The following is a 24,024-nucleotide window of genomic DNA, read 5'->3' on the forward strand; positions in this document are numbered from 1 at the left end:
GCTCATTGTCAGGCTACATGCCCATGGCGGAGGGCGCAATCAAGGCGAAAAGGCCGGCATGGCTCATTCTTCGGATTCATGAGGGCATTCATAAATAGCCAAAGCATTCGGCCTTCGGTTTCGTTCCCGCCCTTTCGGAGAGAGGCGAGCTGATGTAGCACTTTTGCAACGACGAACCGCAACGGGAGGACCCCATGAGCGAGCACCACAGCGCCACCCCGCAGCAGGCCCGCGCCAAGATGGCAGCCTTCGACTGGGCCGATCCCTTCCTCCTGGAAGACCAGCTCACCGACGAGGAGCGCATGATCCGCGATACGGCCGCGGCCTATTGCCAGGACAAGCTCGCCTCGCGCGTGACGGAGGCCAACCGCCACGAAATCTTCCACCGCGAGATCATGAGCGAGATGGGCGAGCTCGGCCTGCTCGGCCCGACGATCCCCGAGGAATACGGCGGCGTCGGCGCGAACTACGTCTCCTACGGCCTCGTCGCCCGCGAGGTCGAGCGCGTCGATTCCGGCTACCGCTCGGCCATGTCCGTGCAGTCCTCGCTGGTCATGCACCCGATCTTCGCCTACGGCACGGAGGAGAGCCGCAAGAAGTACCTGCCCAAGCTCGCCTCCGGCGAATGGGTCGGCTGCTTCGGCCTCACCGAGCCGGACCACGGCTCCGACCCCTCCTCCATGATCACCCGCGCGAAGAAGGTCGACGGCGGCTACCTCGTCTCGGGCGCCAAGAACTGGATCACCAATTCGCCGATCGCCGACGTCGCCGTCGTCTGGGCGAAGTCCGACGCGCATGACGGCAAGATCAAGGGCTTCATCCTCGAGCGCGGCATGAAGGGCTTCGAGACGCCGAAGATCGAGGGCAAGTTCTCGCTGCGCGCCTCCGTGACGGGCATGATCATGATGCAGGACGTCTTCGTTCCCGACGAGAACCTGCTGCCGGAAGTCTCCGGGCTCGCAGGCCCCTTCGGCTGCCTCAACCGCGCCCGCTACGGCATCGCCTGGGGCGCGATGGGTGCCGCCGAGTTCTGCTGGCACGCCGCCCGCCAGTACACGCTCGACCGCAAGCAGTTCGGCAAGCCGCTCGCCGCCACCCAGCTCATCCAGAAGAAGCTCGCCGACATGCAGACCGAGATCGCGCTCGGCCTTCAGGGGGCGCTGCGCCTCGGGCGCCTCTTCGACGAGCACCGCGCGCCCGCCGAGCTCATCTCGCTGATGAAGCGCAACAATTGCGGCAAAGCGCTCGACATCGCCCGCGTTTCCCGCGACATGCACGGCGGCAACGGCGTCTCGGACGAATACGGCGTCATCCGCCACGTCATGAACCTGGAAGCCGTCAATACCTACGAGGGCACGCACGACATCCACGCGCTGATCCTCGGCCGCGCGCAGACGGGGCTTCAGGCCTTCCAGTAAGGCGGGCGCGGAAGCGCATTCGCGGCCGCGGCATGTGGATCCTCGGGTCGAGCCTGAGGATGACGGAGGGGAGGAGATATCGCCCGTCCGTTGAACGGTGCGGCAAGCGGCGGCGTCGCTCTGGCCGTCATGCCTTGCTTCCGTCGTCATCCTCGGGCTTGACCCGAGGATCCATCTCCTCCTCCCCTCGACCGCTCGTTAAAACACGAGCGGTCGTTTTCATGTTTTATCCACCCCGTTTCGGTACAGTTCGACTCCGGCAACACAAGCGGGAGGGCGCCATGCCCCTCGAACAGGTCCACGAGCAGCTTCACCTGCGCCACCCCAAGCGCAGCTTCGTCCAGTATCGCCTCGACAAGCCCGGCTTCATCACCCCGATCGGCCACCATCTCAGCACGGCGATGCGCTACACCTGCCTCATCCGCAGCATCTCCAGCGCCGGCGCGGTGCTTTCGATCAACAAGACGCTGACCCTGCCGGAGAACTTCTACCTCGAGATCGACGGCATCCGCGACGAGATCCCCTGCACGGAGTTCAAGCGCGAGGGCGAGGAGATGGTCGTGCACTTCAACATGTTCCTCGACACCGACTTCCTGAACCTGGTGCTCGGCCGGCGGCCCGCCGGGCAGGACGCCTGAGCGAAAAACGGACGTTAAACTTTTAACCTTTTGTTTTAACGAAACAAAACACTCGCCTGCGACACTCCCCTTCTCTTGGACATGACGTCCCTCCCTCAGGAGAGTGTGATAATGGCTATCGGTGCAGATTCCCGTTCCGTCGCAGGGCTTTACGAGCGCAAATGGGAGCGGTTCGCCGTCAACCGGCAGGGCATGCTGATGACCGTCGGGTTCGACCTTGCCGCACCGAAGATGCGAAGCTGCAAGCTGGTCGACATCTCGCTCGGCGGCGCCAGCTTCACCGTCAGCACGACGATCGGCCTGCCGCTTCACTATTACCTCTCGGTCGTCGGCGTCGCCTCGCGCATCGGCTGCGCGGAGGTCTACCGCAACGACAGCCGCGTCGGCGTGCAGTTCATCAAGGAAATCGACGAGGAACTGCTGCACATGATCGTGCGGTCGGACTATTTCACCGGCGGCGTGAACAACCGCGCACGGAGCGAGGAGCGCCGCTACATGGTCGGCGTGGAGCGCGGCGGCATCGGCTCGGCCGTCATCTGATCGTTTCGCGCGCGCGGATTATTGGCTAGGGTGCCGGAGGCCGATTCCGGCCGGCTTTCCGATTTTCCGATCCAGGCGCATCCATGTCCGCATTTTCCCGTTTCACCGCCCTCGCCCAGAGCCTTCCCTCCACCGTGCCCTTCGTGGGGCCGGAAGCCATCGAGCGCGGCCGCGGCCTTGCGGTGAAGGCGCGCATCGGCGCGAACGAAAGCGGTTTCGGTCCTGCCCCGTCCGTTCTCGAAGCGATGCGCGCGGCGGCCGAAACGACCTGGATGTACAGCGACCCGGAGAATTTCGAGCTGCGCGAGGCGCTTGCCCTCCATCACGGCGTCTCGCGGGACAATATCGCCATCGGCGGCGGCATCGACGGCCTGCTCGGCGAGATCGTGCGGCTTGTCGTGGAGCCCGGCACGCCCGTGGTCACCTCGCTCGGCGGCTATCCCACCTTCAACTATCATGTGAACGGTTTCGGCGGACGGCTCGTCACCGCGCCCTATGCGGGCAACCGGGAAGACCTCGACGGCCTCCTCGACGCGGTGCGGCGGGAAAACGCGCCGCTCGTCTATTTCGCAAACCCCGACAATCCGATGGGAAGCTGGTGGGACGGCGACAGCGTCGTCGCCTTCGCCAAGGCCCTGCCGGAAACGACCCTCCTCATCCTCGACGAAGCCTATGGCGAGACGGCGCCCGCCGGCACCATTCCCGCCATCGATGCGCTGATCGGCCAGCCGAACGTGCTGCGCATGCGCACCTTCTCCAAGGCCTACGGCCTTGCCGGCGCGCGCGTCGGCTATGCGATCGGCACGCTCGGCAATGCGCAGGCCTTCGACAAGATCCGCAATCATTTCGGCATGGCCCGGGTGTCGGTCGCGGCCGCGCTGGCGGCCCTGAAGGACCAGGCCTATCTGGTGGACGTTCTCGCCCGCATCGCCGCATCGCGCGAGCGCATCGCGGCCATCGTCCGGGCGAACGGCCTTCAGCCGCTCGCCTCCGCCACCAATTTCGTCACCGTCGATTGCGGCCGTGACGGCACCCATGCCCGCGCCATCGTCGACGGGCTGATGGAGCACGGCGTCTTCATCCGCATGCCGGGCGTCGCCCCGCTCAACCGATGCATCCGCATCAGCGTCGGGCCGGAGGCGGATATGGTTTTGCTGGAAGAAGCCCTGCCGAAGGTTCTCGGCCGGCTCGGCTGATGGCGAACGAGACCTCGGGGCGCCGCTTCAGCGGTCTTTTCCCGGGGCCTCGCCAGTAACCGATCAGTGAACCGTCATCCATTCGCGGGCGGCGCGCAGGGCCATCGCAAGGTCGGTCTTCGTCATCGTGGCGGCGACGTCGGCGCGCAGTTCCGCGGCGCGTTCGCAACCCTTGATGGCGGCGATATTGAGCCACTTGTGCGCCTGCACGAGGTCGATTTCACAGCCGCGGCCCGTGGCATACATGAGGCCCATGTCGCAGAAGATTTCGGCGCGGTTCTCGCCGCCAACCATGGCGGCCGTTTCGATGGTCTGAAAGTCAAAGCGTGCCATTTTCGTCAGTCCCTGTCCAACTGGTTGTTGCCTGCATTATCCTGTTTTACCTGCCCTTTCGGGCCTCCCCAGGCGCCGGCCGTCTTGTGCGGCCTGGTTTCGCCCTCGGAGTTTTGCCGGCGGGTTCGTCCCGCTCGTCTTATGGCTCCACTATGCCGGCGGGCTTTCAAAATGCGCTTAAAATGCATGCTTAATTTGAGACAAACGAAATCCGAACGCTTGGTAAAATTGGATTTTCGTTAAACATCGTACCCGCTGGAAACCGCGGCATTCGTCTCAAAATTTACGGATTATTCAACCGGAGATTTCAACCCTTCGCTAACCACCGCGAACGAGGGCCCGCAAAATGCACGCCCGGATTCCCGTTCCGCTGCATATTTACCTTTACGTGTTCGTAAGATATATTCCGGCCGCATTCTGGAGGAGGAAGAGAATGAAACTGAGGACATGGATTGCCGCCGCCCTGATCGCCGCGCCGGGCTTTGCGCTTGCCGGCGAGCCGATCGAGGGTAACTGGAAGACGGCGAGCGGCGCCACCGCCGCCATTGCCAAATGCGGCGGCAGCTTCTGCATCACGCTGAAATCGGGCAAGCACGCCGGCAAGCAGATCGGCAAGCTCGACGGTTCGGGCGCCGACTACACCGGCTCGATCACCGACCCGGAAGCCGACAAGACCTACAGCGGCGCCGGCACCGTCAACGGCAACTCGCTGCGCATGAAGGGCTGCATGCTGGCGGTGCTGTGCAAGTCGCAGACCTGGACGCGGCTTTGAGCTGACGCGGCCGCGCATAAGAAGCCATCACTCCAAGCACTTCGTCATCCTCGGGCTTGACCCGAGGATCCACCGAAATGGCACGCCCTGTCTTTGTGGCATGGATCCTCGGGTCAAGCCCGAGGATGACGGAGCGGGTGGGTGATGTTCTCGGATTTCATCAATCGAAAAATCAGAGGCCGGCGCCAAACGCCGGCCTTTCGCATTCCGGCCTTACCGCGCCCGCTGGCCGAAGAGGATCTTCTGCGCTTCCTTGTCCTCGGCAAGGCTTGCCTGGCGGGCGCGCTCTTCCTTGCCGACCTCGATGCCGCGCTGCACAGCGGGGCGGGCGAGCACGGCCTCGAACCAGCGCTTGAGGTTCGGGAAGTCGTCGAGGTCCTGGCCCTGGTTCTCGTAGGGCCGAACCCAGCCGATCGAGGCCATGTCGGCGATCGAATAGTCGCCGGCAAGATAGTCGCGGTCGGCGAGGCGCTTGTTCATCACGCCATAGAGGCGGTTCACCTCGTTTGTGTAGCGGTTGATGCCATATTCGATCTTCTCCGGCGCATATTGGCGGAAGTGATGCGCCTGGCCGGCCATCGGGCCGAGGCCGCCCATCTGCCAGAACAGCCACTGGTCGACCTCGACGCGCCGGCGCTCGTCCGCCGGATAGAATTTTCCGTATTTGCGGCCGAGATATTGCAGGATCGCACCGGATTCGAAGACGGAGATCGGCGCGCCGCCCGGGCCGTCCGGGTCGACGATGGCGGGCATGCGGTTGTTCGGCGAGATCTTCAGGAAATCGGGCTCGAACTGCTCGCCCCGGCCGATATTGACATATTTCACCTCGTAGGGAACGCCGAGTTCCTCGAGCATGATGCTGATCTTGTGGCCGTTCGGCGTCGGCCAGTAATAGAGTTCGATGGGCGCGGTCATTGCCTGTCTCCCGGTTGCACAGGTCAAACAGGTAGAAGCCCGCCTCCCCTCCTTCAAGGCCCGATCACACCTTTCCTGAACGGGAGATGAACCGGCATGTCAGGGAGCGTTCAGTCCGGGAGTGGCAAAAAGGTTCCATCGAAACATCTGGAATGGAATGAGGGACACGACCATGGACATCCTCGCACGCCGCCTGACCATCATCACCCTGCTGATGGCCGTTTTCGCGATCATGCTGGCTGCCGCCGTCGAAACCGACTATCGCCGCAGCGCGCGCAACGACACCGGCAAGCTCATGGCCTGCGCCGCCTCGCACGGCTGCCGCGCCGCCCTCTGATTTCCAGCCTCCCGGAAGACGCCCGATGACCGCCGCCCTCACCCACGCCTCCGCCACACTGCTGCGCATCCTCGCCCTTTCGGCGATGCTGATGGCGCCGGTCGGCGCCCTTGCCTGGAGCAATGCGGGCGGCCTCGGCATCGAGAAGAACGGCGCGGGCCTCGTGCTTTTCGTCACCCTGCAGCGGCAGTCCATGAGCTGAGCGGGCTTTCCCGCCCTCCGTTCCATGCTACATCCGGCAGCGTTCGCACCCGCAAGGAGCCCCGGATGAAATCCCTCCTCGTCTTTTCCGCCGCGGCCCTTGCCGAGATCGCCGGGTGCTTTGCCTTCTGGGCCTGGTGGCGGCTCGACAAATCCATCCTCTGGCTCGTGCCCGGCATGGCCTCGCTCGCGCTCTTCGGCTGGCTGCTGACGCAGGCCGACAGCGCCTTTGCGGGCCGCGCCTATGCGGCCTATGGCGGGGTCTATATCGCCGCCTCGCTCCTCTGGCTGTGGCTTGCCGAGGGCCTGCGCCCCGACCGCTTCGACCTTGCCGGCGCGGGGCTTGCCGTTGCCGGCGCCGTGGTCATCCTCGCAGCCCCGCGATAAGGCTTGCGGACGCATCGAACTTGTCGTTTGCTTGTCAAAAGACAGCAACTATAGTGATTCATGAGCAAACGAATCTTCTCTCCCCGCCCCCTTTCCTTCTCCACGCCCACGCCTTACGAGCCGCGCTCCTTCGACGATCCGGTCGCCGCGGTCGATGCGCTGGAGGAGCTCTATGAGCGCAACACGAAATTCCTGACGGACGCCTTCGTCTCGCTCGGCCGGAACGGCACGCCGGACAAGCGCTTCCGCGCCTGCTATCCGCAGGTCAGCCTGGAGACGACCAGCTTCGGCCATGTCGATTCCCGCCTTTCCTACGGCTATGTCGCCTCGCCCGGCATCTACACGACCACCATCACCCGCCCGAAACTCTTCCGGCACTACCTCAAGGAACAGCTCGGCCTGCTGATGCGCAACCACGGCGTCCGCATCACGGTCTCCGAATCCGCGACGCCGATCCCCCTGCATTTCGCCTTCGGGGAAGGCGCCTATGTGGAGGCGGAGATCGCCGAGAACATCGAGCTGCCGCTGCGCGACCTCTTCGACGCGCCGGACCTGACGAACACCGACGACGAGATCGCCAACGGCTCCTACGAGCCCGGCCCCGGCGAGCCCTCGCCGCTCGCGCCCTTCACCGCGCAGCGCATCGACTATTCGCTCGCCCGCCTCAGCCACTACACGGCGACGAGCGCCAACCATTTCCAGAACTTCGTGCTCTTCACGAACTACCAGTTCTATGTCGACGAGTTCTGCGCCTGGGCGCGCCAGCAGATGGCCGAGGGCGGCAACGGCTACACGGCCTTCGTCGAGCCCGGCAACATCGTCACGCCTGCCGGCGCCGACAAGCCGGAAAGCGACCTGACGCTCGCCCGCCTGCCGCAGATGCCCGCCTACCACATCAAGAAGAAGGGCCATGGCGGCATCACTCTGGTCAATATCGGCGTCGGCCCCTCCAACGCCAAGACGATCACTGACCATATCGCCGTGCTGCGCCCGCATGCCTGGCTGATGCTCGGCCATTGCGCGGGCCTTCGCAACAGCCAGACGCTCGGCGACTACGTGCTTGCCCATGCCTACGTGCGCGAGGACCACGTGCTCGACGACGACCTGCCCGTCTGGGTGCCGATCCCGGCGCTGGCGGAAATCCAGGTGGCGCTGGAAGACGCGGTGGAGGAAGTGACGGGCCTCGAAGGCTACGACCTCAAGCGCATCATGCGCACCGGCACCGTCGCCACCATCGACAACCGCAACTGGGAACTGCGCGACCAGCGCGGGCCGGTGAAACGCCTCTCCCAGTCCCGCGCCATCGCGCTCGACATGGAATCGGCAACCATCGCCGCCAACGGCTTCCGCTTCCGCGTACCCTACGGCACGCTGCTGTGCGTTTCCGACAAGCCGTTGCACGGCGAGCTGAAACTGCCCGGCATGGCGACCGCCTTCTACCGCACCCAGGTGAACCAGCACCTCCGGATCGGCATCCGTGCCCTCGAAATCCTCGCCGGCATGCCCTCGGAAAAACTGCATTCACGCAAGCTGAGGAGCTTCTTCGAGACGGCGTTCCAGTGATTTCGTTGTCGGCGGCCTCATCCTAGTGTATGATTTTAGCATTTCATACACACGAGGCTACCTATGCGCACGAACATCGAAATCGATGACGATTTGATCGCCAAGGCGATGGAGCTTTCGGGTCTCGCGACGAAAAAGGCAATCGTCGCGCTCGCGCTTCGTCAGTTCGTGGAAAACGGCTACCGCCGCCAGGCCCTGGACGAGCTTTGGGGCATGGGATGGGAAGGCGACCTTGACGCGATGCGCGAAGGATGGGGGCCGCCTGAAACCCTGCGGAATGACGCTGCAGAATGATCGTCGTCGACAGCTCGGTATGGATTGCCGTGATACGCGGCATTGCCACTCCACAATCCATGCGGCTCAGGGCAATGGCAAATATGGCGGACATTCTCCTTGGAGACATCGTCCTCCTGGAGCTTTTGCAAGGCGCACAGAACGAAGGCCACGCGGCCAATCTTCAAAAGCTATTGTCAGCCTTCAATGTCGTATCGATGCTCTCGCCTGAAATCGCGATAAAGGCAGCCGAAAATTTCCGGCGGCTGCGTTCAAAAGGCATAACCGTCCGCAAGTCGGCCGATCTCATCATCGGCACCTATTGCATGGAGCATGGCCACAGCCTGCTCCATGCCGACAGGGATTTCAATCCGATGGCCGAGCATCTCGGCCTTCGGATCGCGTAAGGCTTCAAGCTCCCAGCACGCTCCACGCATGCTCCAGTCCCTTCCGCGTGATGTCGATCATCTCATCGACCTCGGCATGGGTGATGACGAGCGGCGGGGAGAAGAGCATGCGGTCGGCGGTGGCGCGCAGCACGAGGCCGTTTGCAAGGCAATGGTTGCGCACGGTGACGCCGGCCGTCTCCTTGTCCTCGAAGCGCTTGCGGGTTGCCTTGTCCTCGGCGAGCTGGACGGCGGCCATCAGGCCGACCTGCTGGACCTCGCCGACGATGGGCAGGTCCTCCAGCGATTTCAGGCCGGTGGCGAGGTAGGGGCCGATGTCGTCGTGGACGCGCTCGACGAGCTTCTCGTCCTCGATGATGCGCAGGTTCTCCAGCGCCGCGGCCGCGCAGACCGGGTGGCCGGAATAGGTGAAGCCGTGGTTGAAGTCGCCGACCTCCTCGACCAGCACGTTGCCGACGCGGTCGGAGACCATGACGCCGCCGATCGGCAGGTAACCGGAGGAGAGGCCCTTGGCGATGGGCGCAAGATCCGGCTCGACGCCGAAATGCTGGTGGCCGAACCAGTGGCCGGTGCGCCCGAAGCCGCAGATCACCTCGTCGGCGACGAGCAGGATGTTGCGCGCCTTGCAGATGCGGGCGATCTCCGGCCAGTAGCTGTCCGGCGGCACGATGACGCCCCCGGCGCCCTGGATCGGCTCGGCGACGAAGGCGGCCACATTGTCCTCGCCAAGCTCGTCGATCTTCTCTTCGAGCTGGCGAGCCATCTTCAGGCCGAATTCGTCGCGGGAGAGCTCGCCGCCCTCGCCGTACCAGTAGGGCTGGTCGATATGGTGGACGCCGGCAATCGGCAGGTCGCCCTGCTCGTGCATCCACTTCATGCCGCCGAGCGAGGCGCCGGCGACGGTGGAGCCGTGATACCCGTTCCTGCGGGCGATGATCGCCTTCTTTGTCGGCTTGCCCATGGCGCCCCAGTAGACGCGCGCCATGCGGAACCAGGTGTCGTTCGCCTCCGAGCCCGAGCCCGTGAAGAAGACGCGGTTGATGTTCGGGCCGGCGTGGGAGGTGATCTTCTGGGCGAGCAGCACGGCCGGCGGCGTCGTGGTGCCGAAGAAGGTGTTGTAATAGGGCAGCTCGTTCATCTGCCGCATGACGGCTTCTGCGATTTCCCTGCGGCCATAGCCGATATTGACGCACCAGAGGCCCGCGAAGCCGTCGAGATAGCGCTTGCCGTGATTGTCGAAGATGTAGCAACCCTCGCCGCGCTCGATGATGCGCGTGCCGGCCGCATTCAGCTTCTTCATGTCCGAGAAGGGATGAAGGTGGTGGGCGGCGTCGAGGGCTCCGAGGTTGGAAACGGCGGCTGCGCTGGTGTTCGGCATCGGGATCATCCTTGCGGGTAGGTCCCGCCTTATTGAACGGCGGGACAGAATGGGTTACGAAAATGCCCATACAACAGGCATTTGGCAAGAGATCGAGCGCGAGCAAATCACCTTGTCCATGCCTCCCGCCAAACCAAAGGCAGGCATCATGACAAACGACAAGACGGCGGCCGGTTTGCTGCCCGCCAATACCCCGCCCCGTATCGAAATCCTCCTCGTCGGCATGAACGGAGACCTGCGCGGCAAGCAGGTTCCGCTCGAAGGCGAGAAGAAGATCTGGGACGGCTCGGTGCGCCTGCCCTCCTCCACGCAGTCGCTGGACATCTGGGGCGACGACAACGACGATATCACGGGCCTGTCGCTCTCCGTCGGCGATCCGGACGGCGTGTGCATTCCCGACAAGCGCTCGCTGACCGTCATGCCCTGGGCGCCGGAAGGCTCCCGGCAGGTGCTGGCCACCATGCACGAATTCGACGGCACCGCCTCCTTCATGGACCCGCGCGCCATCCTCGCGCGCATGCTGGAGCGCTTTACCGCGCGCGGCCTGACGCCGGTGGTGGCGACCGAACTCGAATTCTACGTGGTGGAAGGCGACTGGTACGAGACCGGCAAGCCCCGCCCGCCGGCAGCGCTGACCTGGCGCGGCGAGCCGAACGGCTTCCAGCTCTACGACATGAGCGCGACGGATGCGCTCGACGGCTACCTCCAGACCGTGCGGGCCTGGGCGAAGGCGATGGACCTGCCGGCAGATGCGACGACGGCGGAGTTCGGCCCCGGCCAGTTCGAGATCAACCTCTTGCACCGGCCGGATGCGCTGGCGGCGGCCGACGACTGCATCTATCTCAAGCGCATCGCCGACCAGGCCGCGCGCCGCTTCGGCCTGAAATCCACCTGCATGGCAAAACCCTATGCCGACCAGGCGGGCTCGGGCCTGCACGTCCATTGCAGCATCCTCGACCGGGACGGCAGGAACATCCTCGACGCAAGGGGCGGCGAGCCGGCGAAGCTGAAGTCGATCACCGCCGGCATGCTGCAAACGATGCGCGACGCGCAGCTCGTCTTCGCGCCCTTCGCCAATTCCTACCGCCGCTTCCAGCCGGGCTCCTTCGCGCCCGTCGACCTCACCTGGGGCTTCGGCCATCGCGGCACCGCCATCCGCATCCCCGACAAGGACGGGCCGGCGGCGCGCGTCGAGCATCGCGTGGCCGGTGCCGACGTGAACCCCTACCTGCTGCTGACCGCCATCCTCGGCGGCATCCTGCTTGGCCTCGACAAGGACCTCGATCCGGGCCCGGTGACGGAGCCGGGCAAGGACGTGCCGGATGCCAAGCGCCTGACGCACGACTTCCTGACGGCCGTGGAGGAATTCTCGGCTTCGCCCTTCATCGGGGACGCGTTCGGGGCCGAGTACCAGAAGCTCTATGGAGATACGAAACGCAAGGAGGCGATCACCTACCTGCGCACGGTCTCGGATTTCGATTACCAGACCTATCTGCCGCGGATTTAGCGGGCGAGAAAGAGCCCCTCATCCGCCTGCCGGCACCTTCTCCCCGCAAGCGGGGCGAAGGGATATGACGCACCGTTTTCTTCAAACAATATCCGTTCGCGGGGCACGTCCCCTCTCCCCGCTTGCGGGGAGAGGGTTAGGGTGAGGGGCAGCCACCGAGCCCGGCCGCCTTCTACGCCGCCGCCGTCTCGGCCTTGGCCATGTTCTCGGCCTGCACCTTGGGCACCATGACCTTCAGCTCGCCCGGATGCAGGCGGATCGAGACGTCGCGGTCCATGGGCAGCAGCTCGCCGTCGATGACGCAGTTGATCGCCCGGTCGACCCGAGGGAAATGCAGCTCCACCTCCGCGCCGGTCATCTCGCAGACGTCGGCGTTCTCGCGCAGCCTGCCGCGCAGGATGTCGAAGGCGAGCTTCGCCGCGCCGGCCGGCTTCAGCGGATTGGTCGTGTAGAAGCCGAGATGGCCGCCGGTGAGGTCCTCCGCATAGAGCAGGCCATTCTCGCCGAAGCGGTTGTTCGAGACGTTGATGGCGGAGACCTTGCGATGCGCCGCAACGCCGTCGACGTCGAACTCCACGTCGAATTCCGGCGGGTCGAGGATGACGCCGAGGGCGGCGCGGGTGTTGGCGGCGATCTTGCCGAGGCGCGAACGGTAGCTCATCGTGTTGCGCAGGCGCACGAGGCGGGCATGGAGGCCGGCGGCGAACTGGTGCACGAAGGCCCGGTCGTCCGCCGTGCCGATGTCGGCCGCGGCGATATCGCCGTCGGCGAGCGCATCGATCGCCTCCCAGATATCGAGCGGGATCTTCAGCGAGCGGGCGAAGAGGTTCATGGTGCCCGCCGGCACGACGCCGAGCGGCATGCCGTTCTGCCAGGCAAGGCCGGCCGCGGCCGAGACCGTGCCGTCGCCGCCGCCGGCAAGCATCGCGTCGAGGTCCGTCCGGTCGGCGCAGCGGCGCAGCGCCATCTCGATATCGGCGCCCTCGACGATATCGCAGTCGAGATGATGGCCCGCCTCGGCGAACACCTTTTCCGCATGGCGGGCATAGGCGTCCATGTCGATGGTGCGGAACGTGCCGCCGTCCCTGTTGAAGATCGCCTGAACTCTCATTCGCATACTCCGCATCTTTTCGCCGTGAACGGCAAAAGTGGCTGGATAGCCATTAGATAAGGGAGAAAGCGGCGATTAGCAGGCGAGCGCGCAACAGAGCGCAACAAATCGTGAGCGGATCAAATTCGGGTGAGGTGAAAAATCGCAGTAGGAGCCGGGTGCGAATTGATATATTACAGCCCGGTCGCTTGGCGTCGGGAGTGCGCCGGCCGAACCGATTTACCTACCCATCAGGCCTTTCCGGCCGGAACCAGACCGCATCAGCAGCCAGGAGGAGTGGCAGCCCCGTGCGAGGGTCCGTCGCCGTTTTGCCGCGTGGGCCACACCTGCGGAGCCCCCCGTGTCCGAACATCCCCTGCCGCATGCCGCCCTCTCCTCCGGGCAGCCGCCGCTCGCCGCGCTTACCGTCACCCTGATCATCCTGGCGCTTGCCGTCGGCAGCTTCGGCATCGGCACCGGCGAATTCGCCATCATGGGCCTCCTGCCGGATGTCGCGAAAACCTTCGGCGTGACGACCGCCGAGGCGGGCTACGTCATCAGCGCCTATGCCCTCGGGGTCGTGGTCGGTGCGCCGGTCATCGCCGTCATCGGCGCGCGCTTTCGCCGGCGCGACCTGCTGCTCGCGCTGATGGGCATCTTCGCGGCCGGCAACCTTGCGAGCGCCGCCGCCCCCACCTTTCACACCTTCATCCTCTTCCGCTTCCTGACGGGCCTGCCGCACGGCGCCTACTTTGGCGTCGCCGCGCTCGTCGCCGCCTCCATGGTGCCGGTCAACAAGCGCACGCAGGCGGTCGGCAAGGTCATGCTGGGCCTGACGGTGGCGACGCTGATCGGCACGCCGCTCGCCGCCTTCTTCGGCCAGCTGCTCGACTGGCAGTTCATGTTCGTCGCCGTCGGCATCACGGGGCTGCTGACGGTCGGGCTGATCGCCATCTTCCTGCCGCGCGACAAGGCGCCGAAGGGCATCAACGCGCTGACGGAGCTCGGCGCCCTCAAGCGCAGGCAGGTCTGGCTGACGCTCGGCATCGCCGCGACCGGCTTCTGCGGCATGTTCGCGGTCTTCTCCTATATCTCGCCGATCGTCACCGAGGTCGCCGGCCTTCATGTAAGCATGGTGCCGGTCATCATGGCGATCTTCGGCTGCGGCATGATCGTCGGCAACATCTTCGGCGCCAAGCTCGCCGACCTGTCGCTGATGCGCACCATCGGCTGGTCGCTGGTGCTCTATTTCTTCGTGCTCGTCAGCCTGTCGCTGACGGCGGAGAACCCGGTCCTGCTCGGCCTGTGCTGCTTCCTGATCGGCTGCTCCTTCGTCGTCGGCCCTGCGCTCCAGACGCGGCTGATGGATGTCGCGGGCGACGCGCAGACGCTCGCCGCCGCCCTCAACCATTCCGCCTTCAACGTCGCCAACGCGCTCGGCGCGCTCTTCGGCGGCATGGCGATCACGGCGGGCTACGGCTACGGCTCGATGGGCTTCGTCGGCGCGGCGACGGCCGTCATCGGCTTCGGCGTCTTCCTTCTCTCGCTGGCGCTCGAAAAGGCCGACCGCACGGCCACCCCCGCCTGCCCGGCGGAGTGAGCGACAAAAATCCGGCTGTCGCGCGGCGCCCCTCGGGGCGCCGTTTGCGTTCAGACGGCCGGCAGTTTCAGGGGGCCGCCGGTCTTGATGCTGCGGATCGCGAAATTGGAGCGGATGTCGGTCACGCCCGGCATGGCGAGCAGCGTTTCCGTCAGCAAGGTCTCGTAGGCCGAAAGGTCCTCGACCACCACCTCGGCCAGGAAGTCCGCATTGCCCGAGATCAGGAAGCAGGAGACGATCTCGGGAACGGCGAGCAGCGCCGCCTGCTGCTCGGCGGCGTTTTCCCGGCTGTGCAGCCCCACCTTGATCTCCACGAAGACGGTGAGGCCGAGGCCCACCTCCTTGCGGTCGATGTCCGCCCGGTAGCCGCGCAGCACGCCGGATTTCTCCAGGTTGCGGATGCGCCGCAGGCAGGGCGACGGCGAGAGGTTCACCCGCTCGGCGATCTCCACGTTCGTCGCCCGCGCATCCTCCTGCAGCACCTTGAGGATGGCGATATCGAATTTATCGAGGTTTGGCATATCTGCGAATTTTCCCGGCCCACTTTGGCATGATCGTGCGCATCCTACCTTCACAGCGCCACAACTCGCAAGGACATGCCGCGATCTTCGGCGCTAGTGTCCCGCCGTGACCTGAGCCGCAGCGCAGAAAGGATGCCAGATGGCCATGACCTCGCTTTCCTCCCCCGGGACCTCCAATCCGCTTGCCGCCGGCTATGCCGGCGCGGCGGTGACGGTGCTGATCTGGGCGACATGGGTGGTGGCGACGCGCCACACGGCCGCAACCCCGCTCGGCACCGTCGACATCGGCCTCATCCGCTACGGCGTGCCGGCCATCCTGCTCGCGCCCGTCTGGCTGCGCACGGGACTGCTGCCGAAGGGCGTGCCGCTGCGGCTCGTCGTCGTGATGGTGGCCGGCGCGGGCGCCCTCTTCTTCCAGATCACGGCGGCGGCGCTGCATGTGACGCCTGCCGCGCCGGGCGGCATCCTGCTCGGCGGCTCCATGCCGCTGGCGACCGCCCTCATCGGCATGGTGCTCTTCGGCGAGCGGCCGGACCGCATGCGCCTCGCCGGCCTTGGCGCCATCGTCTCGGGCGTCGTCATCCTCCTTGCGGCAAGCCTCCAGAAGAGCGGCATGACGATGACCGGCTTCGTGCTGCTGCCGCTCGGCGCGGTGCTCTGGGCGGGCTTCACCCACGCCTTCCGCCGCTCCGGCCTCAGCGCGCTTGAGGGCGCCGCGCTCGTCGCCGCCTGGTCCTTCCTCATCCACCTGGGGCTGGCGGCGGTCTTCGGCACGCATCTTGCCGCAGCCTCCCTGCCCGACCTTGCGCTGCAGGTCGCCAGCCAGGGTATCCTTTCCGGCCTCGTCGCCACCTTCGCCTACGGCACGGCCATCCGCGCGCTCGGCGGCAGCCAGGCTGCCGCCTTCACCGCCATCACGCCGGTCCTGGCGACGCTCGGCGGCGCGGTGTTCCTCGGCGAGAGCTTCGGCGCTGCGGAAATGGCGGCCGCGCTGGTAGTCGGCGCCGGCGTGGCGCTCTCGACGGGGGTCTTCTCGCCGAAGCGGTGAATTGCGGGTGGGCTTTTCTTTCCTGCTTCTGCTTCTGCTTCTGCTCCTTCCCTTTCCCTTCCCCTCCCTCTCTCTCTCTCTCTCTCTCTCTCTCTCTCTCTCTCTCTCTCTCTCTCTCTCTACCTGTCTGCCCCACTGTCTCTCTGCCCTCTCCCTTCGTCATGGTCGGGCCTGACCCGACCATCCATGCCTCACCCGCGGGGGTGGATCCTCGGGTCAAGCCCGAGGATGACGGAGGGGAATGAGGGGCGGGTATAAAGGGCGAGATTGGATGATGCCACGAAAGAAAAGGCGCCCGCGGCTTTTGCCGGGGCGCCTTTTTGCGTTCGTCGTTGCGGCGGGATCAGCCGTGGATGATCTCGCGGTGCTTCTGCAGGCGCTTGCCGTAGGCCTGGCTGACGCGGTCGAAGATGATCGCGATGCCGACGATGGCGAGGCCGTTGAAGATGCCGAGGGTGAAATACTGGTTGGAGATCGCCTTCAGCACCGGCTGGCCGAGGCCCTGCACGCCGATCATCGAGGCGATGACGACCATGGCGAGGGCCATCATGATCGTCTGGTTGATGCCGGCCATGATGGTGGGCAGCGCGAGCGGCATCTGCACGTTCTTCAGCTTCTGCCAGTTCGACGAGCCGAAGGCGTCGGCCGCCTCCAGCACGTCCTTGTCGACGAGGCGGATGCCGAGATTGGTGAGGCGGATCATCGGCGGAATGGCGTAGATGACCACCGCGATCAGCCCCGGGACCTTGCCGATGCCGAGCAGCATGACGACCGGGATGAGGTAGACGAAGCTCGGCATGGTCTGCATGACGTCGAGCACCGGATTGACGACGTTCTGCACCCGGTCCGACCGCGACATGAGGATGCCGATCGGTATGCCGATGACGATGGAAAGGACGGTACAGACGAAGATCATCGAGACCGTCTTCATCGTGTCGTCCCACATGTCGAAATAGCCGATGATGAGCAGCGTGACCATCGAGCCGGCGACGATCTTCCAGTTGCGGCTGGCGAACCAGGCGACAAGGGCGATCAGGATGAGGATGATCGGCCAGGGCGTCTTCGTCATGAAGCGCTCGGACCAGATGAGAAAGTGTTGCAGCGGCTCGAAGAGGGATTCGATGCCGTCGCCATAGGCGCGGGTGAAGGCGCGGAAGCCTTCGTCGATCGCCTTCTTGAGGTCGCGCAGCGAATTCGCGTCCATCGTCGGAAATTTCGTGAACCAGTCCATGTCGATCCCCTTTCGGCTGGGCCAGTCTTGCGCCGGCCTTCCCGCCTACCCTGAAAGATGCCGCGGCCATGCGCGCGGCCGTTTGCGCCAACGAGATGCATGTTGGCGAAGGCGGATGACGGCGCGCCGCGGGGCGCGCCGTCCGTTTGCGTCAGGCTCAGAGAGCGGCCTTGATCTTCTCGGCGACTTCCGGCGAGACCCAGGTCGTCCAGAGCGCTTCGTTCTCTTCCAGGAAATGCTTGGCGCCGTCGTCGCCGCTCGCCTGGTTGTCGGTCATCCAGGCCATCAGCTTGTTGACCGTGTCGTTCGTCCAGGCGCGCTTGTTGAGGTAGTCCATGACGTCCGTGCCGGCGCGTTCGGAGAACGGCTTGGTCACGAGCGTCTGGACGGTGTCCTTCGGCCAGTCGTTCTTCTTCGGGTCCGGGCAATCCGCAACGGTATTGCAGCGCTTCCACTCGGCCGCGTCATAGGGAACGCCGTGCTCGAGCTTGACCATGTCGTACTTGCCGAGAAGCGCGGTCGGGGCCCAGTAGTAGCCGACCCAGCCTTCCTTGCGCTCGTAGGCCTTGGCGATCGAGCCGTCGAGGCCGGCCGCCGAGCCCGTGTCGACGAGCGTGAAGTTGGCGGCTTCCCCGCCATAGGCCTTGAAGAGCTGGCTGGTCACGACCGTGCCGCCCCAGCCCTGCGGGCCGTTGTGCACGGCGCCCTTGCTCTTGTCTTCCGGATCGGGGAACAGTTCGGGATGCTTCAGGGCATCGTCGATCGTCTTGATGTCCGGATGCGCCTCGGCGACGTATTTCGGGATCCACCAGCCCTGGACGGCGCCGTCGGAGAGCGCGACCGCCGCACCCACCAGCTTGCCCTCGTCGATGCCGCGCTTGACGACGTCCGGCAGGAGGTCGACCCAGCCTTCGGGCGCGAGGTCCGGCTCGCCCTTCTCGATCATCGAGGTGATGGTCGGGACGGTGTCGCCGACGATGACCTCGGCGTTGCAGCCGTAGCCTTCGGTCAGGATGAACTTGTCGAGTGCGGCGAGAACCTCGGCGCTCTGCCAGTTCATGCTGGCGATGGTCACGTCGCCGCATTCGGCGCGTGCCGCGCCCGTCATGGCCAGGAGGCCGGCGACGAGGCAGGTGGAAGCAAGAAGATGTTTCATATCCGTTCCCTCATTTGCGGCGGTGTCGTTATCCTGTCGAGCCCGGCTGCACCGCCGCCGCAGGGCTCGTGATCCCTCGTGCGGATCGCTGCGGACCAGCCGGAAAGGCTCCGGTGGTCCGCGATACCGCATCCTCGACTTTTGCAGCTACAGGGTCGAATGCCGGTACGAATGCGTCTGCCATTGACCTCGATGCGTCATGGGGCCGTCAAAACCGCAAAGCCTTGCCCGGTTTTCGCGGGCGCGGGATCATGCGGGCAATGGTATGATACAATTCAGCTTTTTCAAACCGCAAAAACGGAAAGGCCGGCGAAGCCGGCCTTGTCCCGTTGCGACATGTCCCGGAAATCAGGCCTCGCGGCGCCCCTGGACGACGAAGACATGCGTGCCCGGCTCGACGCGGGCGTAAAGATCGATCACGTCATGGTTGAGCATGCGCACGCAGCCGCTCGACATGGCCTGGCCGATGGACCAGGGCTGGTTGGTGCCGTGGATGCGGAACATCGTGTCGCGGCCGTTCTGGTAGAGATACATGGCGCGCGCGCCCAGCGGGTTGTTGATGCCGCCCGGCAGGCCGCCGGCATATTTCAGGTTGCGCCTGTCGCGGCGCATCATGTTCGGGGTCGGCGTCCAGCTCGGCCATTCGGCCTTGCGGCCGACCGTGGCATTGCCGGCGAGCGAATAGCCCATCCGGCCGACGCCGATGCCGTAGCGGATCGCCCGCCCCTCGCCGAGCACGTAGTAGAGCCGGCGGGCCGGCGTATCGACGACGATGGTGCCCGCCGCCTGGCCCGTCTCGTAGGCGACTTCCTGGCGGCGCAGTTCCGGCTTGATCTTGTCGAGCGGCATCGCCTTCAGCGGATGCTTCTCGTCCGGCCGCGCGCCATAGTCGGCACGGCCGCCCATGCCGTTCGTGGCGCAGCCCGCAAGCAGGGCGGCGGAAGCGCCGAGCAGGAATCCGCGACGGGAGATCGACATGGTTAACGCCCCTTGAATGATTGGTCCTCGGGGCTGAGAATTATGCAGTTATGGTTAATCGAGGGTTAAGGCGCGCGGTGCGGTTGTGGGCAGGGTTAACGTATTGGCGGAGAGCCCCTCTCCCTCTCCGCCGTCATCCTCGGGCTTGACCCGAGGATCCATCCACGAATGCAGGGCGTGCCGTGAGGCGTGGATCCTCGGGTCAAGCCCGAGGATGACAACCGAGAGATGGTGCACCCAAAAATGCCCGCGCGGCCGCTCTCGCGGTAGCCGTCCGCGACCTGTCACATGTTCGGATAGACCGGCCCCTCGCCACCCTGCGGGGGCACCCAGTTGATGTTCTGGTTGGGGTCCTTGATGTCGCAGGTCTTGCAGTGGACGCAGTTCTGCGCGTTGATGACGTAGACGTCCTTGCCGTCCTTCTCCACCCACTCGTAGACGCCCGCCGGACAGTAGCGGGTGGACGGGCCGGCATAGACGTCGAGCTCGGAGGTCTTCTGCAGCTCCGGGTTCTTGAGCTGGAGGTGGATCGGCTGGTCTTCCTCGTGGTTGGTGTTCGACAGGAACACCGAGGAGAGACGGTCGAAGGTGAGGACGCCGTCCGGCTTGGGATAGTCGATCTTGTTGTGCTTTGCCGCCGGCTCCAGCGAGGCGGCGTCGGTCTTGCCGTGCTTCAGTGTGCCGAAGAAGGAGAAGCCGAAAAGCGTGTTCGTCCACATGTCGAGGCCGCCGAGCGCCACGCCGACGGCCGTGCCGAACTTCGACCAGAGCGGCTTGACGTTGCGCACCTTCTTCAGGTCCGAGCCGATGGCGCTGTCGCGCCAGCCCTGCTCGATCTCGATCGGCTCGTCGTTGGCGCGGCCGGCGGCGATGGCATCGGCCAGCTTTTCCGCCGCGAGGATGCCCGAGAGCACCGCGTTGTGGCTGCCCTTGATGCGCGGCACGTTGACGAAGCCGGCCGCGCAGCCGATCAGCGCGCCTCCCGGGAAGGAGAGTTTCGGCACCGACTGGTAGCCGCCCTCGGTGATGGCGCGCGCGCCGTAGGAAAGGCGCTTGCCGCCCTCGAAGGTGCCGCGGATGGCGGGATGCGTCTTGAAGCGCTGGAATTCCTCGAAGGGATAGAGCCAGGGGTTCTTGTAGTTGAGGTGCACCACGAAGCCGACGGCGACGAGGTTGTCTTCCAGGTGATAGAGGAACGAGCCGCCGCCAGTCTTCATGCCGAGCGGCCAGCCGAAGGAATGCTGCACGAGGCCGGGCCTGTGGTTCTCGGGCTTCACCTGCCAGAGTTCCTTGAGGCCGATGCCGAATTTCTGCGGCTCGCGGTCCTTCGAAAGGTCGAATTTCGCAATGAGCTGCTTGGCGAGCGAGCCGCGCACGCCTTCGCCGATCAGCGTGTACTTGCCGAGAAGGGCCATGCCGCGCGTGTAGTTCGGGCCGGGCTCGCCACTCCGCTCGATGCCCATGTCGCCGGTGGCGACGCCGATCACCGCGCCTTCGTCGTTATAAAGCACTTCCGTCGCGGCAAAGCCCGGATAGATCTCAACGCCGAGTTCTTCCGCCTTGGTCGCCAGCCAGCGACAGACATTGCCGAGCGAGACGATGTAGTTGCCGTGGTTGTTCATCAGCGGCGGCATGAAGGCGTTCGGCAGGCGCACGGCGCCGGCCGGCCCGAGGAACAGGAAATGGTCGTCCGTCACCTCGGTCTTGAAGGGATGGCTCTCGTCCTCGCGCCAGTCCGGCAGGAGGCGGTCGATGCCGATGGGATCGACGACGGCGCCGGAGAGGATATGCGCGCCGACTTCCGAGCCCTTTTCCAGAACGACGACGGAAAGCTCGGGGTTCACCTGCTTCAGCCGGATCGCCGCCGAAAGGCCGGCGGGGCCCGCGCCGACGATCACCACGTCGAATTCCATGCTCTCGCGCTCGGGGAGTTCCATTTCTTCGCTCATTCGTCTTTCTCCACCCCGCAACCCCTCGAAAGCCGCGGAAAATCCCTCTTGTCGGCCTGTCATGACAAATACGGCGAACCTTGTCGAGCCGGTCTGCGACAGACGATCCCCGCATTTGCGCATGACGTCATGATACCATCCACCGTTTTATTGACTTTAACGTAAACGTCAATATGTCGCCGGTTGCACCGCCACCTCCTCGCTTGATTCCGGCTGCCGGGGGGAATAGGCATCGTGCAGTCCACACTGCGGAGGATCGTCGCCCCATGTCCGAGATTATCCGATCGCTCCAGCGCGACCTGAACGATTTCGGCGAGGACCTTCACCTTATCGGAGCGGAGGCGCTTGCCGGCCGGCATCCCGGCGAGCACCCGGACAATCTCGGCGCAGGCGCGATGGCGGCACCGGCGACGCCGGAGGCGGCGGTCGCCGTGGTGCGCTGGTGCATCGACAACGGCGTGCCGATGGTGCCGCAGGGCGGGCGCACCGGCCTCGTCGGCGGCGGCACCAGCCGGCCGGGCGAACTTATCCTCTCCACCGCACGGCTTGCCCGCATCGAGGCGATCGATCCCCTCGCCCGGACAGCGACCGTCGGCGCGGGCGTGACGTTGCAGGCCTTGCAGGAGGCCGCCGCGGAATTCGGCCTCACGCCCGGCATCGACCTTGCCGCCCGCGGCAGCGCCACCATCGGCGGCATGATCGCCACCAATGCCGGCGGCATCCTCGCCTTCCGCAACGGCGTGATGCGCCATCAGGTGCTCGGCATCGAGGCCGTGCTGCCGGACGGCAGCCTCTTCAGCGACCTGACGCGCGTGCTGAAGGTCAGCGCCGGGCCGGACATCAAGCAGCTCCTCATCGGCTCGGAGGGTGCCTACGGCTTCGTCACCCGCGCCGTGCTGAAACTCGAAACCTTCAATCCGCTGCGCGCCACCGCGCTCGTCGGCGTACCGGATGCCACGGCGGCCCTTGCCCTCATCGCCCATTTCCGCGCGCAGCCCGCCTTGCAGCTCGAAGGAGCGGAGCTGATGTGGCGGGACTATTTCCGCGACAGCGCCGGCGAGCGCGGCTTCGATCTCGACTGGCTGGCGCGGGAAACGCCGGCCGTGCTGCTGCTGGAAGTTTCCGCCGCAAGCGAGGCGGAGGCGCGCGCGGCCCTGGAAGACGGGCTTGCCGCCCTCTGGGAGGAGCACGGGCTGACGAGCGGCATCGTCGCGGCCTCGCTCGACCAGGCGCGACGCTTCTGGGCGATCCGCGAGGAGAGCGATTTCATCTATCGCCTGCACCCCGCCGCGCCCTCCTTCGACGTCTCCGTGCCGCCGGGCGCGCTCGATGCCTATGTTGCAGGTCTTGAAGCGCGGCTGAGGGCGGTCGACGCCGGCTTTGCGGCCTATGTCTACGGCCATGTCGCGGACGGCAACCTGCATATCTCGGTCTTCGGCGAGGGCGCGGCCGCGCCGGCGATGAAGGGGCCGATCGAGGATGCGGTCTATGCGGGCGTTTCGGATCTCGGCGGCAGCTTTTCCGCCGAGCACGGCGTCGGCCTCGAAAAGCAGCGCGCCTTCCTTGCCTATGGCAATCCCGTCCGCCGCGCGGCGGCCGTGGCGATCAAGGCCGCGCTCGACCCCAAAAACCTCTTCAATCCGGGCAAGGTGCCCTTCGCCTGAGCCCAAAAAGGAAGGATAACGTCATGGATCTTGGAATTTCCGGCAAGCGCGCCCTCGTCCTCGCCTCCTCCCGCGGCCTCGGCAAGGGCATCGCCGTGGCGCTCGCCCGCGAGGGCGCCCATGTGCTGCTGTGCGGGCGCAGCACGGAAACGCTCGAGGCCAATTGCGCTGCCATCAATGCGGAAGGTCCCGGCCGGGCCGACTGGGTGCAGGCGGACCTCGGCGATGCCGGTTTCGTCGAGACCATCGTCAAGGCCGTTTCGGAAAAGCTCGGCGGCGTCGACATCCTCGTCAACAATTCCGGCGGGCCGGTACCGGGCTCGACCGAGGACATGGACGAGGAGACGCTCGCCGCCTATTTCAACTCCATGGTGCTGCGGATCATCACGCTCACCAACCGGCTTCTGCCCGGCATGAAGGCTGAGGGCTGGGGCCGCATCCTCACCGTCGCCTCCTCCGGCGTGATCGAGCCGATCCCCGGCCTTGCGCTTTCCAACACGCTGCGCCCGGCGCTTGCCGGCTGGTCGAAGACGCTGGCGAGCGAAGTCGCGCAATACGGCGTCACCAGCAACCTGCTCCTGCCCGGCAGCATCTTCACCGACCGGCTGAAGAGCCTCGACGCCGCGGCCGCCGAGCGCAGCGGCCGGAGCGTGGAGGAGGTGAAGGCCGCCTCGGAAAAGGCGATCCCCGCACGGCGCTACGGCACCGTCGAGGAATTCGCCGCCACCGCCGCTTTCCTGTGCAGCGCACCGGCAAGCTACGTCACCGGCAGCGTCATCCGCTGCGACGGCGGGGCGGCGCGGTCGGTGTGAAGCCGCGCGGGAAGTGCCCCTCATCCGGCCTGCCGGCCACCTTTGTAACTTCCCTTTGCCCGGGATTGGCGCTGTATTGCCGATTGCGGTGGCGGATGAGAGACCGCAGC

General features: G+C 65.5%; 25 protein-coding genes. 16 read left to right on the forward strand and 9 right to left on the reverse strand.

Annotation, left to right across the window (positions count from 1 at the left end; genetic code table 11):
• The first annotated feature begins 194 nt into the window (after nucleotides 1-194).
• From HNQ66_RS13730 to HNQ66_RS13745, 4 genes are all read left to right on the forward strand, one after another.
• Nucleotides 195-1,418, forward strand: a complete 1,224-nt coding sequence (locus tag HNQ66_RS13730; protein ID WP_184144727.1) for an acyl-CoA dehydrogenase — start codon at nucleotides 195-197, stop codon at nucleotides 1,416-1,418.
• A 281-nt stretch (nucleotides 1,419-1,699) separates the two neighbouring features.
• Nucleotides 1,700-2,056: a hypothetical protein gene (locus tag HNQ66_RS13735; protein WP_184144728.1), complete on the forward strand. Its 357-nt coding sequence runs from the start codon at nucleotides 1,700-1,702 to the stop codon at nucleotides 2,054-2,056.
• 111 nt (nucleotides 2,057-2,167) lie between these two features.
• Entirely contained in the window at nucleotides 2,168-2,596 is a 429-nt protein-coding gene (locus HNQ66_RS13740; protein WP_184144729.1) for a PilZ domain-containing protein, read from the forward strand.
• Nucleotides 2,597-2,679: 83 nt separating this feature from the next.
• Nucleotides 2,680-3,792, forward strand: coding sequence for a pyridoxal phosphate-dependent aminotransferase (locus HNQ66_RS13745; RefSeq protein WP_184144730.1), 1,113 nt, complete (start codon nucleotides 2,680-2,682; stop codon nucleotides 3,790-3,792).
• A 63-nt stretch (nucleotides 3,793-3,855) separates the two neighbouring features.
• Here HNQ66_RS13745 and HNQ66_RS13750 read toward each other — a convergent pair whose 3' ends face one another.
• Entirely contained in the window at nucleotides 3,856-4,125 is a 270-nt protein-coding gene (locus HNQ66_RS13750) for an SEL1-like repeat protein (protein WP_184144731.1), read from the reverse strand.
• A gap of 433 nt (nucleotides 4,126-4,558) precedes the next feature.
• Here HNQ66_RS13750 and HNQ66_RS13755 point away from each other — a divergent pair, with 433 nt between their 5' ends.
• The gene (locus HNQ66_RS13755) at nucleotides 4,559-4,897 is read left to right on the forward strand and encodes a DUF2147 domain-containing protein (protein ID WP_184144732.1); all 339 of its coding nucleotides are present in this window, start codon (nucleotides 4,559-4,561) and stop codon (nucleotides 4,895-4,897) included.
• A 213-nt stretch (nucleotides 4,898-5,110) separates the two neighbouring features.
• Here HNQ66_RS13755 and HNQ66_RS13760 read toward each other — a convergent pair whose 3' ends face one another.
• The gene (locus HNQ66_RS13760; protein WP_184144733.1) at nucleotides 5,111-5,812 is read right to left on the reverse strand and encodes a glutathione S-transferase family protein; all 702 of its coding nucleotides are present in this window, start codon (nucleotides 5,810-5,812) and stop codon (nucleotides 5,111-5,113) included.
• Between the two features lie 172 nt (nucleotides 5,813-5,984).
• Here HNQ66_RS13760 and HNQ66_RS13765 point away from each other — a divergent pair, with 172 nt between their 5' ends.
• From HNQ66_RS13765 to vapC, 6 genes are all read left to right on the forward strand, one after another.
• Nucleotides 5,985-6,149: a hypothetical protein gene (locus HNQ66_RS13765; RefSeq protein WP_184144756.1), complete on the forward strand. Its 165-nt coding sequence runs from the start codon at nucleotides 5,985-5,987 to the stop codon at nucleotides 6,147-6,149.
• Between the two features lie 25 nt (nucleotides 6,150-6,174).
• The gene (locus HNQ66_RS13770) at nucleotides 6,175-6,351 is read left to right on the forward strand and encodes a hypothetical protein (RefSeq protein WP_184144734.1); all 177 of its coding nucleotides are present in this window, start codon (nucleotides 6,175-6,177) and stop codon (nucleotides 6,349-6,351) included.
• A gap of 65 nt (nucleotides 6,352-6,416) precedes the next feature.
• Nucleotides 6,417-6,737 (forward strand): YnfA family protein, encoded by a 321-nt coding sequence (locus HNQ66_RS13775; RefSeq protein ID WP_184144735.1) that lies wholly within the window; start codon nucleotides 6,417-6,419, stop codon nucleotides 6,735-6,737.
• A gap of 60 nt (nucleotides 6,738-6,797) precedes the next feature.
• Entirely contained in the window at nucleotides 6,798-8,300 is a 1,503-nt protein-coding gene (locus HNQ66_RS13780) for an AMP nucleosidase (protein WP_184144736.1), read from the forward strand.
• A 63-nt stretch (nucleotides 8,301-8,363) separates the two neighbouring features.
• Entirely contained in the window at nucleotides 8,364-8,594 is a 231-nt protein-coding gene (locus HNQ66_RS13785; protein WP_184144737.1) for a type II toxin-antitoxin system VapB family antitoxin, read from the forward strand.
• Nucleotides 8,591-8,980: a type II toxin-antitoxin system VapC family toxin gene (gene vapC, locus HNQ66_RS13790; protein WP_184144738.1), complete on the forward strand. Its 390-nt coding sequence runs from the start codon at nucleotides 8,591-8,593 to the stop codon at nucleotides 8,978-8,980. The genes HNQ66_RS13785 and vapC overlap by 4 nt, the downstream gene beginning before the upstream one ends.
• A gap of 4 nt (nucleotides 8,981-8,984) precedes the next feature.
• On the opposite strand, the gene HNQ66_RS13795 is transcribed toward vapC, so the two are convergent.
• A complete protein-coding gene (locus tag HNQ66_RS13795; protein ID WP_184144739.1) occupies nucleotides 8,985-10,358 on the reverse strand; it encodes an aspartate aminotransferase family protein in 1,374 nt (457 codons plus the stop codon).
• Nucleotides 10,359-10,506: 148 nt separating this feature from the next.
• Between HNQ66_RS13795 and HNQ66_RS13800 the strand changes: the two genes are divergently transcribed.
• A complete protein-coding gene (locus HNQ66_RS13800; RefSeq protein ID WP_184144740.1) occupies nucleotides 10,507-11,865 on the forward strand; it encodes a glutamine synthetase family protein in 1,359 nt (452 codons plus the stop codon).
• A gap of 172 nt (nucleotides 11,866-12,037) precedes the next feature.
• On the opposite strand, the gene HNQ66_RS13805 is transcribed toward HNQ66_RS13800, so the two are convergent.
• The gene (locus tag HNQ66_RS13805) at nucleotides 12,038-12,976 is read right to left on the reverse strand and encodes a diacylglycerol/lipid kinase family protein (protein WP_184144741.1); all 939 of its coding nucleotides are present in this window, start codon (nucleotides 12,974-12,976) and stop codon (nucleotides 12,038-12,040) included.
• 340 nt (nucleotides 12,977-13,316) lie between these two features.
• On the opposite strand from HNQ66_RS13805, the gene HNQ66_RS13810 reads away from it, so the two are divergent.
• A complete protein-coding gene (locus tag HNQ66_RS13810; RefSeq protein ID WP_343059504.1) occupies nucleotides 13,317-14,555 on the forward strand; it encodes an MFS transporter in 1,239 nt (412 codons plus the stop codon).
• 50 nt (nucleotides 14,556-14,605) lie between these two features.
• Here HNQ66_RS13810 and HNQ66_RS13815 read toward each other — a convergent pair whose 3' ends face one another.
• Complete coding sequence (locus HNQ66_RS13815) at nucleotides 14,606-15,076, reverse strand: Lrp/AsnC family transcriptional regulator (protein ID WP_184144742.1); 471 nt, start codon at nucleotides 15,074-15,076, stop codon at nucleotides 14,606-14,608.
• A 145-nt stretch (nucleotides 15,077-15,221) separates the two neighbouring features.
• Between HNQ66_RS13815 and HNQ66_RS13820 the strand changes: the two genes are divergently transcribed.
• Nucleotides 15,222-16,124, forward strand: coding sequence for a DMT family transporter (locus HNQ66_RS13820; protein ID WP_184144755.1), 903 nt, complete (start codon nucleotides 15,222-15,224; stop codon nucleotides 16,122-16,124).
• A gap of 343 nt (nucleotides 16,125-16,467) precedes the next feature.
• On the opposite strand, the gene HNQ66_RS13825 is transcribed toward HNQ66_RS13820, so the two are convergent.
• The 4 genes from HNQ66_RS13825 to HNQ66_RS13840 all read right to left on the reverse strand — a co-directional run bounded on the left by HNQ66_RS13825 (nucleotide 16,468) and on the right by HNQ66_RS13840 (nucleotide 21,438).
• Nucleotides 16,468-17,355: an ABC transporter permease gene (locus tag HNQ66_RS13825; protein WP_184144743.1), complete on the reverse strand. Its 888-nt coding sequence runs from the start codon at nucleotides 17,353-17,355 to the stop codon at nucleotides 16,468-16,470.
• A 157-nt stretch (nucleotides 17,356-17,512) separates the two neighbouring features.
• Nucleotides 17,513-18,511: an ABC transporter substrate-binding protein gene (locus tag HNQ66_RS13830; protein ID WP_184144744.1), complete on the reverse strand. Its 999-nt coding sequence runs from the start codon at nucleotides 18,509-18,511 to the stop codon at nucleotides 17,513-17,515.
• Between the two features lie 348 nt (nucleotides 18,512-18,859).
• A complete protein-coding gene (locus HNQ66_RS13835) occupies nucleotides 18,860-19,489 on the reverse strand; it encodes a L,D-transpeptidase (protein ID WP_184144745.1) in 630 nt (209 codons plus the stop codon).
• 284 nt (nucleotides 19,490-19,773) lie between these two features.
• Complete coding sequence (locus HNQ66_RS13840) at nucleotides 19,774-21,438, reverse strand: electron transfer flavoprotein-ubiquinone oxidoreductase (protein WP_184144746.1); 1,665 nt, start codon at nucleotides 21,436-21,438, stop codon at nucleotides 19,774-19,776.
• A 266-nt stretch (nucleotides 21,439-21,704) separates the two neighbouring features.
• Here HNQ66_RS13840 and HNQ66_RS13845 point away from each other — a divergent pair, with 266 nt between their 5' ends.
• Entirely contained in the window at nucleotides 21,705-23,102 is a 1,398-nt protein-coding gene (locus tag HNQ66_RS13845; protein WP_184144747.1) for an FAD-binding oxidoreductase, read from the forward strand.
• A gap of 23 nt (nucleotides 23,103-23,125) precedes the next feature.
• The gene (locus HNQ66_RS13850; RefSeq protein ID WP_184144748.1) at nucleotides 23,126-23,914 is read left to right on the forward strand and encodes an SDR family oxidoreductase; all 789 of its coding nucleotides are present in this window, start codon (nucleotides 23,126-23,128) and stop codon (nucleotides 23,912-23,914) included.
• The last annotated feature ends 110 nt before the right edge of the window (nucleotides 23,915-24,024 follow it).

Origin of the sequence: Shinella fusca (assembly GCF_014203155.1) — a bacterium.
GTDB classification, from domain to species: domain Bacteria; phylum Pseudomonadota; class Alphaproteobacteria; order Rhizobiales; family Rhizobiaceae; genus Shinella; species Shinella fusca.